Origin of the sequence: Coralloluteibacterium thermophilum, assembly GCF_042654365.1 — a bacterium.
Classification (GTDB): Bacteria; Pseudomonadota; Gammaproteobacteria; order Xanthomonadales; family Xanthomonadaceae; genus Coralloluteibacterium; species Coralloluteibacterium thermophilum.
This window is the reverse complement of sequence record NZ_JBHSGG010000017.1, coordinates 52,995-65,807: the sequence shown is the minus strand read 5'-3', so window position 1 is coordinate 65,807 and position 12,813 is coordinate 52,995. Positions and strand designations below refer to the sequence as shown.

Genomic DNA, 12,813 nt, shown 5'->3' with positions numbered 1-12,813 from the left:
CGCCCGCGCAGGTGGCCGATGCGTAGCGAATACGCCGGCCATGGCGTCTCGCGCGGGCTGGTGCTCGGGCGCGCCCGCATCCGCGAACCGCATGCGCTCGACATCGACCGCGCGCAGGTCGCGCCCGCGCAGGCCGAGGCCGAGATCGCGCGCCTGCACGCCGCCATCGATACCGCGCGTGCCGAGCTGCTCGGCGTGCGCGAGCGCCTGCAGGGGGAGCTGACCCACGAGATCGGCGAGTTCCTCGACCTGCACGGCATGCTGCTGGACGACCCGGAGCTGCGCAGCGGCCTCGACGAGCTGATCCGCAGCGGCCACTACACGGCCGAGTACGCGCTGCGCCTGCAGCGCGACCGGCTCGCGGCCGTGTTCGAGCGCATGGACGACCACTACCTGCGCAGCCGCGTGGAGGACCTCGACCACGTCGTCGGCCGGGTCCACGCGGCCCTGCACGCCTCCCCGGACGATGCGCTCCTGGGCATGGCCGGGGAGATCCTGGTCACCAACCTGGTGTCGCCCGCGGAGCTGGCGCAGATCCAGGCACGCGGTGTGGTGGCGGTCGTGACCTCGGGGGGAAGCGAGCACTCGCACGCGGCCATCCTCGCGCGCAGCCTGCACCTGCCGCTGGTGGTGGGCGCGCACGACACCCTGCTGCGGATCAACGAAGGCGACGCGATGCTCGTCGACGGCGAGACCGGGCAGATCATCGTCGAGCCCGACGCCGCGGACCTGCGCGCCTACCACAAGCGCCGCAAGGCGCTGGCGCGCGAGCGCAAGGCCCTGGAGCGGCTGCGGCACGCGCCCTCGCGCACGCGCGACGGCGTCGACGTCCGCCTGTACGCGAACGCCGAGTCGGTCGCCGACGTCACCGAGGCGCACGCCCTGGGCGCCGACGGCATCGGCCTCTACCGCACCGAGTTCCTGTTCCTGCAGCGCGCGGAACTGCCCGACGAGGAGGAACAGTTCCGCGCCTACCGCGACCTGGTGCTCGGGATGAACGGACGCCCGGTGACCATCCGCACGCTCGACATCGGCGGCGACAAGGCCGACGCGAGCGGCCTGGCGCCGCGGGGCGAGCCCAACCCCGCCCTCGGCGTGCGCGGCATCCGCCTGTCGCTGAACCACCCGGTGGTGTTCGGCACGCAGCTGCGCGCCATCCTGCGCGCCTCCGGCTACGGCCCGGTGCGGCTGCTGATCCCGATGGTCACGGCGCGCGAGGAGATCGCCGCGGTGCGCGCGCTGATCGCCCGCCACGCGGAGCGCCTGCGGGAGGAGGGCCACGCCTTCCGGCCGCGCCTGCCGGTCGGGACCATGATCGAGGTGCCCGCCGCCGCCCTCGGCTTCTCGGCCTTCGCCGACCTGCTCGACTTCGCCTCGATCGGCACCAACGACCTGACCCAGTACCTGCTCGCCGCCGACCGCGACAACGAGGCGCTGGGCGACCTGTATTCGCCGCTCAACCCGGCGGTGCTGCGCGTGCTGCGCGACGTCATCGCCACCGGCCAGCGCCGCGGCGTCGAGGTCTCGGTCTGCGGCGAGATGGCCGGCGACCCGCGCTACGTCCCGCTGCTGCTCGCGCTGGGACTGACCGACTTCAGCCTGCACCCCGACGGCCTGCTGGAGGTCCGCCAGGCGGTGCGCGCGGCCGACCTCGCCGCCCTGCGCCGGCGCGCGCCGGCCCTGCTCCGCTGCCGCGACCGCAGCGCCATCCTGCGCTGGCTGTCGGCCTCGGAACCGCGGAGCGAGTGAAGAGGAGTGGGCGACGGGAAAACGCCCGCCTGCCCCTCGTTTCTCACTCCTCTTCGCTCGCCTCCCCTCCGGGACAGGGCTCGGGGCCCGCGCGCAGGGTCGCCAGCACCTCCTTCGAGCGCCGGTCGACCAGCAGGAACCACGTGCCCGGGCGCACCCACTCGCCGGTCTCCTCGCGGCCGCGCGCCTGCGAGGTGCGCAGGAACTCGGCGCCGCCGCGGCTGCCGACCCGCACTTCCAGCCGGCGCTCGGGCTGGCCGGTGATCGACCAGGCCACCGTCGCCTTGTAGACGGTGTCGGGATGGCAGTCCGGCGCCTGCGGCGGCGACAGCGTGAACACCACGCCCGGCTGCGCGAACACCCGGTCCGGCGGCGTGGTGTCCGGCTTGCAGCCGGCGATGAGCAGCGCGCCCAGGCAGGCGGCGGCGAGACGGTGGCGGATCGACATGCGGCGCGAGCATAGGCGCAGCGCGCGCCGCATGCCACTGCGCGCCCTCCGGCAGCGTCCGGCCGCACGCCGCGCCGCGCGCGCCGGGGGATCCGCGTCGCCTGTGCGCATTCCGGCATCGCCGCGGGTGCGGCTTGTCCGGATAATGCGCGGACCGCTTCGGAGTTCCCATGGCCGACACCGCCCGCCATATCCGCGCCGCGCACCAGTTGCGCATCCTCTCGGATGCGCTCGACAGCGGCCGCCTCGGGCCGGTGCGGCGCCTGGTCAACACGCTGTCCCCCGCCGAGATCGGCAACCTGCTCGAATCGCTGCCGCCGACCCGGCGCAACGTCGTCTGGGGCCTGGTCGACCCGGAGGACGACGGCGAGGTGCTGCTGCACGTCGGCGAGGACGTGCGCGAGAGCCTGCTCGCGGAGATGGACCCGGACGAGATCGTCGCGGCGCTCGAGGACCTCGACATCGACGACCTCGCGGAGCTGATGGACGACCTGCCCGAGGCGGTCACCGCCGAGGTGCTGCGCTCGATGGACCGCGAGAACCGCGAGCGGCTCGAGCAGGCGCTGTCCTACCCGGAGGACACCGCCGGGCGCCTGATGAACCCGGACGTGGTCACCGTGCGCGCCGACGCCACCGTCGAGGTCGTCCTGCGCTACCTGCGGCTGCGGGGCGAGCTGCCGGAGAACACCGACCGCCTGTACGTGGCCAACCGCCGTCACCAGTACCTCGGCCAGGTCGCTCTTTCCGACCTGCTCACGCGCGAGCCCTCGACGCCGATCAACACCCTGATCGACGACGCGCAGCCCGCCATCCCGGTGCACACGCCGGCCAACGAGGTGGCCAACCGCTTCTCCGACCACGACTGGATCTCGGCGCCGGTGGTCGACGAGAACAACGTGCTGCTGGGCCGCATCACCATCGACGACGTGGTCGACATCATCCGCGACCAGGCCGAGCACCGCGCGCTCGGCGCCGCCGGCCTCGACGAGGACGAGGACCTGTTCGCCTCGCCGCTGCGGGCGATGCGCAGGCGCTCGCTGTGGCTCGGCATCAACCTGGCGCTGGCCTTCGTGGTGGCCTCGATCATCGGCCTGTTCGAGGCGACCCTGGAGCAGGTCGTGGCACTGGCGGTGCTCATGCCGATCGTCGCCAGCATGGGCGGCAACGCGGGCCTGCAGGCCATGACCCTGACCGTGCGCGGCCTCGCGCTCGGCCAGCTCGGCAGCAGCAACGTGCGCCCGCTGATGGTCAAGGAGATCACCGTGGGCGTGCTCAACGGCCTGCTGTGGGCGGTGGTCGTGGCCGCGGCCGCCGGACTGTGGTTCGGCAGTCCGATGCTGGCCCTCGCCATCGCGGCGGCCATGACCATCAACCTGGTGTTCGCTGCGGCGGCCGGCGTCGGCATCCCGCTGCTGCTGCGGCGGATGAACATCGACCCGGCCATCGCCGGCAGCATCGTGGTGACCCTGTTCACCGACGCGATCGGCTTCTTCGCCTTCCTCAGCATGGGCACCCTGCTGCTGGTGCCGTGACCGGCGCGGACATCGGGAGGCATGCTGTCCCGCCCCGCCGACGAGGAGACCCGACATGATCCGGACCGCCCTGATCGCGACCCTGCTGCTCTCGGCCTGTGCGGCTCCGCCGCGCGCCGCGCGCCCCGACGCGCCGCAGGGGACGTTCGTGGAGCGCAGCGTCGAGGTCGCCGGAGCGACGCATCGCTACCGGGTGTTCGTCCCGGCCGCGGCGGCGCCGCGGCCGGTGGTCCTGTTCCTGCACGGCTCGGGCGAGCGCGGCGACGACAACCGCGCGCAGCTCGAGGTCGGGCTGGGCCCGCACGTGCGCGCGCATGCCGCGACCTTCCCCGCCATCGTGGTCTTCCCCCAGTCGCCGGCCGGCAGCTCCTGGCGCGGCACGTCCGCGCAGGTCGCGCTCGCCGCGCTGGAGGCGGCCACCGCCGAGTTCGGCGGCGACCGCGACCGCACCTATCTCACCGGCATCTCCCGCGGCGGCTACGGCACCTGGGAAATCGCCCTGGCCGAGCCGGACCGCTTCGCGGCGGTGGTCCCGGTGTGCGGCGGCCTGACGCCGCCCCCGGCGCGGCCCGACCTGCACGTCGCCCCGGTGGCGGGCGACGCGGACCCGTTCGCCGCCGCGGCGGCCAGGCTGCGCGGCACGCCTGCGTGGCTCTTCCACGGCGGCCGGGACGATCTGGTCCCGCCCGAGCAGTCGCGTCGCATGGCGGCCGCGCTCGAGGCGGCCGGCGGCGAGGTGCGCTACACCGAATTCCCCGACGCCAACCACAACAGCTGGGCCCCGGCCTACGCGACGCCGGACCTCTGGCCCTGGCTGTTCGCGCAGCGCCGCCGGCCCTGAGTCAGGCGGCGCCCCCGCGCGCGGCCCGCTGCTCGGCGGCGGTCAGGGCCACCTTGTCGCGCAGGTAGGCGGGCTCGACCCGCTCGGGCGCGATCGCCCCGCCTTCGACGAAGGCAGCGAGGGCCAGACGCGCCAGGTCGCCGGCATGCGGCAGGGCCTCGGGATCGCAGGCCTGCAGCGCCGTGCCCAGCCGCGCCCGCAGGGCGCCCTCGCCGGCGGCGAAGCCGGTGCCGACGCCGATGCCCTCGAAGCCGTCGGGCAGTTGCAGCGCATCGGGAGCCCCCACCCGCTCGACGTCGCGGGCGCGCATGAGCCCGGCGGCATCGGGCGCGAACACACCGGCGTAGATCTCGCCCATGCGTGCGTCGATCGCGGCCAGGACCGGGCCCGGCGGCGCCTCGGCGACCGCCTTGGCGCGCATGGCGAGCACCGCCAGGGTCGAGACCGGCACCACGGGGCGATCGAGCGCCAGCGCGATGCCCTGGGCGATGGAGACCGCCAGGCGCACGCCGGTGAAGGCCCCCGGGCCACGCCCCACGGCGACGGCATCCAGCTCGCTGCGACGCACGCCCGCCTCGGCGAGCAGGGCCTCGGCCCAGGGCAGCACCAGCTCGGCGTGGCGGCGCGGGGCGATCTCGAAGCGCTCGATCACCGCGCCGTGCACGGCCACGGCGACCGAACAGGCTTCGGTGGCGGTTTCGATGGCGAGAAGCTTCATGGGATGGGCGGCACTGCGGGCAGCGCAGTGTAGCGGCGCCTCCAGGAGCATGGGTGGCAAAGGCCCCCGGCTGCAGCGCCGCCTGCGCGGCCGCCCCCCGGACGCTTCTAGCGCCCGCTCTCCTGGCCCTCGGGCTCGAAGCTCGACCAGAAGCGCAGCACCGGATCGTCCTCCTCCCCGGCCTCCGGCGGCGGCGCCCGCTCGGCCAGGAAGGCCCGCACCGCGCCGATGTCGCGCGTGCGCGGCAGCGGCGGCAGGCTGTCGAGGAAGACGCGGCCGTAGCTCCGCGTGGTCAGGCGCGGGTCGCACAGCACCAGCACGCCGGCGTCGGCGTGGGTGCGGATGAGCCGGCCCGCGCCCTGCTTGAGCGCGATGACCGCGTTCGGCACCTGCTCGTCCCGGAAAGGATTGCCGCCGCGCCGGCGCACCGCCTCCAGCCGCGCCTCGAGGACCGGGTCGTCGGGGGCGGCGAAGGGCAGGCGGTCGATGACCACCACGACCAGCGCCTCGCCGGCCACGTCCACGCCTTCCCAGAAGCTGGCGGCGCCGAGCAGCACCCCGTTGCCCGATGCGCGGAACCCGTCCAGCAGCACGTTGCGCGGCGCCGTGCCCTGGACGAACAGCGGCCACGGCGCGTGCGCGAGCAGGGCGGCGGCCTCGCGCAGCGCCCGGTGCGAGGTGAACAGCAGGAAGGCGCGCCCGCCGGAGGCCTCCAGCACCGGCCGCACCGCGGCCATCATCGCCGCGCCGAAGCTTCGCTGGCCGGGATCGGGCAGTCCGGGCGGCAGATAGCACAGCGCCTGCCGTCCCCAATCGAAGGGGCTCTGCTCGAGCAGGGTCTCGGGTGCCTCCAGGCCCAGCCGGTCCGCGATGTGCCGGAAACCGCCGCCGACCGCGAGCGTGGCGGAGGTGAAGATCCACGCGGCCTCGCTGCGCGCGCGGAAGGCCCGCAGCGGGCCCGCCACGTCGAGCGGCGTACGCTGCAGCAGGAAGCCCTGGGCCGAGCGCTCGTACCAGCGCACGTCCGGCCCGGGCGGCGGCGCGGGACGCGCCGCCCCCGCCGCCACGTCGTGGGGATCGGGCACCTCCGCCGCGCCCTCTGCCGCGCCCTCCGCACCGGGCCCGCCGCCGGTCCAGCGCAGGAGGCGCGCCCGCATCTCGGTCGCACGCGCGGCGCAGCCGGCGAAGCCGGGACTGGCATCGAGCAGCCCGCGCAGCGCGTCCAGCAGCACGGCCAGCGCATCGGCGAGGGCGTCGAAGGCCGGCGCCGCATCCGGATGGGCCAGCGCGCGCACGGCGGTCCCGCGCGGCGGCAGGGGCTCGAACGCCAGGCGCAGTTCGCGCACGCGCTGCTCGAGGCTGCGCACCGGCGCCTGCACCAGCGCCAGCGCGGCCGGGACCTCGGCGCACTCGGCCAGCACGTCGCGGGCGAGCCCGGCAAGCTGGCGCGCGCTGACGCCTTCCCCGAAGAACTGCGCGGCCAGCTCCGGCAACTGGTGGGCCTCGTCGAGCACGAAGGCCTCGGCACCGGGCAAGATCTCGCCGAAGCCTTCCTGGCGCAGGGCGAGATCGGCCAGCAGCAGATGATGGTTCACGACCACCAGGTCCGCCGCCTGGGCCTCGGCCCGCGCCTTCACCACGAAGCAGTCCGCCCAGAACGGGCATTCGCCGCCCAGGCAGTTCTCCGCGGTCGAGGTGATCTGCGGCCACAGCGGGGAGTCCTCGGGCAGGCCGTCGAACTCGGCGAGGTCGCCGCTGCGCGTGGCGCCGGCCCAGGCGAGCACCCGGTGCAGCAGGGCCATGCTCTCGCGCGAGGCGCGCGCCTCGCCGTGCGCGCGACGCGCCCGGTAGTGGCAGAAGTAGTTCGCGCGCCCCTTCAGCAGGGCCGCGCGCAGCCCGCTGCCGAGCGCGGCGCGCACCCGCGGCAGGTCGCGATGGAACAACTGGTCCTGCAGCGCACGGGTGCCGGTGGAGACGATGGTGCGACGGCCCGACAGCAGCGCGGGCACGAGGTAGGCGTAGGTCTTGCCGGTGCCGGTGCCGGCCTCGGCGATCAGTTCCCCGCGCGCCTCGACGACCGCGGCGACGCGCTCGGCCAGGCGCTGCTGCGCCGCGCGCGGCGCGTAGCCGGGAATGCCCCGCGCCAGCGCGCCGTCCTCGCCGAGCGCGGACGCGACCTCGGCCGCGAGCCCGTGCGCGGCGGCGTCTTCCGCCGGCGACAGGCGAAGGGAACCGGCCCCGCGGCTCTCCTCGGCCTGCACGTCCCGACGCCCGCTTCCCTCTTCCCGCTTCACCCCGGGGCCGCTACATCCTCACCGGCGGCTCGACCGTGCACGCCGCGACCCGCTCGCGCGCCTCCGCCTCGCCGGCGGCGTCGCCGGCATGCTCGGCAGCGAAGCGCAGCGTCGTCCAGTTGCGGCGGCACAACGGACCCAGCCGCGGGCCGAGCTCGAAGCTGCGCGCCGCCTGCTGCCGCGCACCGTCCCAGTCGCCGAGCATCAGCGCGTACTCGGCGCGCCGCTGCAGGATCTCGGGGTCGTCGGCGGAGATCTCGAGCGCCTGGTCGATGCGCGCCGCCGCGGAGGCGAAGTCGCCTTCGGCCTCGAGGCGTTCGGCGGCGTCGAGCAGGTCCTCGACGTGGGGATCGCGCAGCGGCTGCACGTCGAGCGCATCCACGCCGGTGCTGCCGGCGCCGCGGATCTCCACCAGGAGGGCCGCCGGGACGGCCGGCGGCTGTACCGCGGGCTGCGGCGCGGAGGGCGCCTGCGCGGTCTGTCCGCAGCCGGCGAGGACGCATGCGGTCGCCAGCGCGGCCGCCGTGGATCGGAACAGGGACATGGGGCTCACTCCGTCACGCTGTGGAAATCATACGGGGGCGCTCATCGCCGCTGGTAGGCGCTGCGGTCGAAGTCGTCGGTGTCGGGCGCGGCGCCGAACCAGTCGCGGATGCGGTCCATCGTGCAGCCGCGGTGGGCGCGGGGGGTCCAGCCCGCCACGAAAGGCAGGCGGCGCGCGCCGGGGCAGCTCTCGTCGGTCGTCGCGTACTCGCCCTGGGCGACCCAGGCCCACTCGATGCCCTCGCCGCCCACCCGCAGCGGCGAGGTCGGCAGCTTGGAGAACAGCGCCGACCACACCCGCATCGCGCCGGTGGCGCCGTACAGGCCGGCGACCTGGTTCTCGTCGTTGCCGACCCAGACGACGGCGAGGTGGTCGCCGCTCCAGCCGGCGAACCAGCTGTCGCGCCCGTCGTTGGTGGTGCCGGTCTTGCCGGCCGGGCTGAGCCTGCCCAGGCCGTCGGCGACGAGCCGCCGGCCGGTGCCGCTGGTGACCGCGCTCTGCAGCGCGATGGTGACCAGGCGCGCGGCGATGGCGTCGCCCTCGGTGGCCGGCGGCGGCGCGTCGTCGTAGCGGCTGAGCGCGACGTTCTGCGCATCGAGCACGCCGCGCACGACCTTGAGCGTCTGCACCTCGCCGCCCGAGGCGAGGAACTGGTAGAGCTGGGCCATGGCGAAGGGGCTGAGATCGACGGCACCGAGGATCAGCGCGGGATTCGGCTGCGCCCGCGCGCCGGCCAGCCGCTGCAGCAGCACCGCCAGGCCCTCCTGACCGACGTCCAGGCCGACCCGCACCGTCGCCTGGTTGTAGGACTGCGCGAGCGCGTCGATCAGGCGCACCGGCCCGTGGCTGCGGTTGTCCGAGTTCGACGGCGACCAGGTCTGGCCGTTGGGCAGGCGCAGGCTGATGGGTGCGTCGTCGACCGTGGTCGCCAGCGAGTAGCGGCCCGGCTGCACCAGGGCGAGCAGGTAGACGAAGGGCTTGAGCAGCGAGCCCACCGGCCGCTGCGCCTCCAGCGCACGGTTGAAGCCCGGCTGGTCCACGCGCCGGTTGCCGATCGCCGCCACCACCGCGCCGGTGTGGGTGTCCGTCACCACGAGGCCGGTCTGCAGCGGGGGGCCCTCCTTGCGCTCGATCTCGGGCAGCACCGTTGCGACGGCGCGCTCGGCGTAGGTCTGCGCCGAGGGCGCGAGCGTGGTCATCACCGAGAGGCCTGCGCCGCGCAGCGCATCCTGCGGGAAATCGTCCGCGAGCTGGCGGCGCACCAGGTCCATGAAGGCCGGGTAGCGGTTGGCGGCCACGCCCGGGCTCGAGGTGATGGAAAGCGGACGCGCGCGCGCCGCATCGCGCTCGGCCTCGGTGATGACGCCGGTCTCGGCCATCACCCCGAGCACCAGGTCGCGGCGCGCCTTGGCACGTTCCGGATAGCGCCGCGGATCGTAGTAGGACGGCCCGCGGATCATGCCGACCAGCATCGCGATCTCCTCGCTGCGCAGGCGCTGCGGATCGCGGCCGAACCAGAACTCCGCCCCGGCGACCATGCCGTGCACGGACTGCCCGCCGACCTGGCCGAGGTAGACCTGGTTGACGTAGGCCTCGAGGATGCGCCCCTTGTCGAAGCGCGCCTCGATGAGCACCGAGTACAGGGCCTCGTTGAACTTGCGCCAGTAGGTCTGCTCGCGGCTCAGGAACAGGTTGCGCACCAGCTGCTGGGTCAGCGTGCTGCCGCCCTGCACCACCTCGCCCTCGCGCAGGTTGGCCCAGAACGCGCGCGCGATGCCGCTGAAGTCGATGCCGCGGTGGTGCTTGAAGTCGCGGTCCTCCACGGCCTGCAGCGCGAAGATGAGCTGCTCCGGCAGGTCCTCCAGGCGGGCGAGGCGGCGCTCCTCCTGCTTCTGCCCGTAGAGGGTGGCGATGCGTGCCGGATCGAGGCGCGCCGCGCGCAGCGTCTCGCCGCTGTCGGCGTCCTTGAGCGTGGCGACGCGCCCGTCGGCCAGGGTCAGCTCGATCCGGCGCTCGGGCACGCGGCCGTCGACGTCCACGTAGCCGCGGCTGGCGATGCGGAAGCGCCCGCCCTCCCGCTCGTAGCTGCCGGCGGTGGCCGCTCCCGGCTCTTCGCGGTAGGCGGCCGCCCGCAGTTCGAGCTGGAGGGTCTCGGCATCCATCCGCAGGCCCGGCGAGACCACCAGCGGTCGCGCGTAGACGCGGGTGGGCACCTGCCAGCTCAGCTCGCCGAAGCGCGCGCGCACCACGCCGTCGAGATACCAGGCGTAGGGGATCAGGAAGCCGAGGAACAGCCCGGCAGCGGCGAGGATCGCGTACAGGACCCAGCGCTTCCAGGGCAGGACTGCGGTCGTGCGCTGCGGACGCGCACGCGAAGAGGCTTTCTTGGGCACGGGATGCGAAACTTGACGGTCGTTGGAACGGCGGACGCCCCCGGGCGACGCCGGTACCGAGCGCGATGGCGCTCCCTCTGGATACCGGAGACACCGTGAGTCGACCCGAGTCTAGCAGCCGCCCTTCCCGCACCGCCTGGGCCGCCCGGGGCGGTTCAGGAGCGGTTGCCGCGTGAGCGCGCGCCTCATCGCAGCCCTGCAGTACCTTCGCGCCCGCATGCACTCGGCGTGGCACCGCACCCGCGGCAGCCTGCGCACGCGCGGATTGCGCGGCACGGTCGAGCGCATCCTGCGGGAGTTCGCGCCGGCTCCCCGGGTCGCGCCCGCAGCGCTGTGGCTGCCGGACGCGGAGGCGCCCATCGCCCTGCCGGTCTCCGATACGCCGCGCGCCAGCATCGTGATCCCCGTGCACGGCCAGCTCGCGCACACGCTCGGCTGCCTGCGCGCGCTCTCGGTGCACGCGGACACACCGTTCGAGACGATCGTGGTGGACGATGCGTCGCCGGACGGGACGGCCGAGGCGCTGGCGGACGTCGCCGGACTGCGCCTGCACCGTCTCGCGGAGAACAAGGGCTTCATCGGCGCCTGCAACGCCGGCGCGGCGCTGGCCCGCGGGGAGATCCTGGTCTTCCTCAACAACGACACCGCACCGCAGCCGGGCTGGCTGGACGCCCTCGTCGGCACGCTCGACGCACACCCGGACGCGGGCATTGCCGGCGCGCAGCTGATCTACCCGGACGGGCGCCTGCAGGAGGCGGGCGGCCTGCTGTTCTCGAGCGGACACGCCTTCAACTACGGGCGCTTCGGCGCGCCGGCGGATCCGCGCCATGCGCACCTGCGCGAGGCCGACTACGTCTCCGGGGCCGCGCTGGCGGTCCGCGCGGACCTGTTCGCCCGCCTGGGCGGCTTCGATGCCGCGCTGCGGCCGGCCTACTACGAGGACGCGGAGCTGGCGATGCGGGCGCGGGCCGAGGGCTTCCGCACGCTCTACCAGCCACGCGCCCGGGTCGTGCACTTCGAGGGCGTCAGCGCCGGCACCTCGCTCGGCAGCGGCATGAAGGCGCACCAGGTGCGCAACCAGGCGCGCCTGTACGAAAAGTGGAAGGCGACGCTCGAGGCAGACCATCCGCCTCCGGGCACCGACCCCGACCTTGCCGCCCGCTGGCGCGCGCACCGGCGCGTGCTGGTGGTGGATGCGGAGATGCCGCGGCCGGATCGGGATTCGGCTTCGCTGCGCCTGTTCAACCTCATGCGCCTGCTGCGCCAGCGCGGCGATGCCGTCGCGTTCTTTCCTGCGGACGGCAAGCCCGATCCGCGTCACGGACAGGCGTTGCAGGACATGGGCGTCGAGGTCTGGAGCGAGCCCTGGCTGGGCGGGGCGCCGCGCTGGTTCGCCAACCGTGGCCGCAACCTCGACGCGGTGATCGCCTGCCGCCACTTCGTGGCGGCTCCCCTGTTCGAGCTGACCCGCCGCCACGCCCCCCGCGCGCGCTTCATCTTCGACACCGTGGACCTCCACTTCGTGCGCGAGCTGCGGGCGGCGGAACTGTCGGGAGACGCCGCGGCGCGGCGTGCGGCCGAAGCCACGCGCGCGCGCGAGCTGGCCCTGATCCGCCGCGCCGACCTGACCTGGGTGGTGAGCGAGGCCGAACGCGCGCTGCTGGGCGAACTCGTCCCCGGCGCGCGAGTGGACGTGCTCTCGAACGTGCACGCCGTCGCCGGCCGCGGGCAGCCCTTCGCGGCACGACGCGACCTGGTGTTCGTCGGCGGCTTCCGGCATCCGCCGAACGCGGATGCGGTGCTCTGGCTGGGCACGGAGATCTTCCCCGCCATCCGCGCCCGCCTTCCCGACGTGGCGCTGCACGTCATCGGCGCGGATCCGCCCGAGGCGGTGCGCGCGCTGGGCGAACGGCCGGGCATCCGGATCCACGGCTACGTCCCGGACATCGCGCCCTACATGGACGGCTGCAGGCTCGCGCTGGCGCCGCTCCGCTTCGGTGCCGGCGTCAAGGGCAAGATCAACCTGAGCATGGCCCACGGACAGCCGGTGGTCGCGACCTCCTGCGCGGTCGAGGGCATGCACCTCGAGGACGGCCGCGACGTGCGCGTGGCCGACTCCGCCGAGGCCTTCGCCGCGGCCGTGGCCGACCTGTACGAAGACCGCACCGCCTGGGAACGCCTCGCCGAAGCGGCGCTCGCCAACGTGGAGCGGCACTTCTCGTTCGAGGCGGCGGGCGCCGCGCTGGCCCGCGCGCTGGACGCGCCGCTGCGCGGCGCCTGAGCGCGCCGGCCCG

The 12,813-nt window shown here is 74.6% G+C and carries 9 protein-coding genes; 4 read left to right on the top strand and 5 right to left on the bottom strand.

The window, feature by feature from the left end:
- Window positions 1-18 precede the first annotated feature (18 nt).
- Window positions 19-1,749 (top strand): phosphoenolpyruvate--protein phosphotransferase, encoded by a 1,731-nt coding sequence (gene ptsP / locus ACFO3Q_RS06475; protein WP_377003827.1) that lies wholly within the window; start codon window positions 19-21, stop codon window positions 1,747-1,749.
- A 43-nt stretch (window positions 1,750-1,792) separates the two neighbouring features.
- On the opposite strand, the gene ACFO3Q_RS06470 is transcribed toward ptsP, so the two are convergent.
- Window positions 1,793-2,197 carry a hypothetical protein gene (locus tag ACFO3Q_RS06470; RefSeq protein WP_377003826.1) on the bottom strand — a complete coding sequence of 135 codons (405 nt, stop codon included), beginning with the start codon at window positions 2,195-2,197 and terminating at the stop codon, window positions 1,793-1,795.
- Window positions 2,198-2,367: 170 nt separating this feature from the next.
- Here ACFO3Q_RS06470 and mgtE point away from each other — a divergent pair, with 170 nt between their 5' ends.
- Complete coding sequence (mgtE, locus tag ACFO3Q_RS06465; protein ID WP_377003825.1) at window positions 2,368-3,729, top strand: magnesium transporter; 1,362 nt, start codon at window positions 2,368-2,370, stop codon at window positions 3,727-3,729.
- A gap of 55 nt (window positions 3,730-3,784) precedes the next feature.
- Window positions 3,785-4,570, top strand: a complete 786-nt coding sequence (locus ACFO3Q_RS06460; protein ID WP_377003824.1) for a carboxylesterase family protein — start codon at window positions 3,785-3,787, stop codon at window positions 4,568-4,570.
- Between the two features lies 1 nt (window position 4,571).
- On the opposite strand, the gene tsaB is transcribed toward ACFO3Q_RS06460, so the two are convergent.
- The 4 genes from tsaB to mrcB all read right to left on the bottom strand — a co-directional run bounded on the left by tsaB (window position 4,572) and on the right by mrcB (window position 10,519).
- Window positions 4,572-5,288 (bottom strand): tRNA (adenosine(37)-N6)-threonylcarbamoyltransferase complex dimerization subunit type 1 TsaB, encoded by a 717-nt coding sequence (tsaB, locus tag ACFO3Q_RS06455; RefSeq protein WP_377003823.1) that lies wholly within the window; start codon window positions 5,286-5,288, stop codon window positions 4,572-4,574.
- 107 nt (window positions 5,289-5,395) lie between these two features.
- Window positions 5,396-7,510, bottom strand: a complete 2,115-nt coding sequence (locus tag ACFO3Q_RS06450; protein ID WP_377003954.1) for an ATP-dependent DNA helicase — start codon at window positions 7,508-7,510, stop codon at window positions 5,396-5,398.
- 82 nt (window positions 7,511-7,592) lie between these two features.
- Window positions 7,593-8,126: a tetratricopeptide repeat protein gene (locus ACFO3Q_RS06445; protein WP_377003822.1), complete on the bottom strand. Its 534-nt coding sequence runs from the start codon at window positions 8,124-8,126 to the stop codon at window positions 7,593-7,595.
- A gap of 41 nt (window positions 8,127-8,167) precedes the next feature.
- On the bottom strand, window positions 8,168-10,519 hold the full coding sequence (gene mrcB, locus ACFO3Q_RS06440) for a penicillin-binding protein 1B (RefSeq protein WP_377003821.1): 2,352 nt from the start codon (window positions 10,517-10,519) through the stop codon (window positions 8,168-8,170).
- Window positions 10,520-10,736: 217 nt separating this feature from the next.
- On the opposite strand from mrcB, the gene ACFO3Q_RS06435 reads away from it, so the two are divergent.
- Window positions 10,737-12,800 (top strand): glycosyltransferase, encoded by a 2,064-nt coding sequence (locus ACFO3Q_RS06435; RefSeq protein ID WP_377003953.1) that lies wholly within the window; start codon window positions 10,737-10,739, stop codon window positions 12,798-12,800.
- Window positions 12,801-12,813 lie beyond the last annotated feature (13 nt).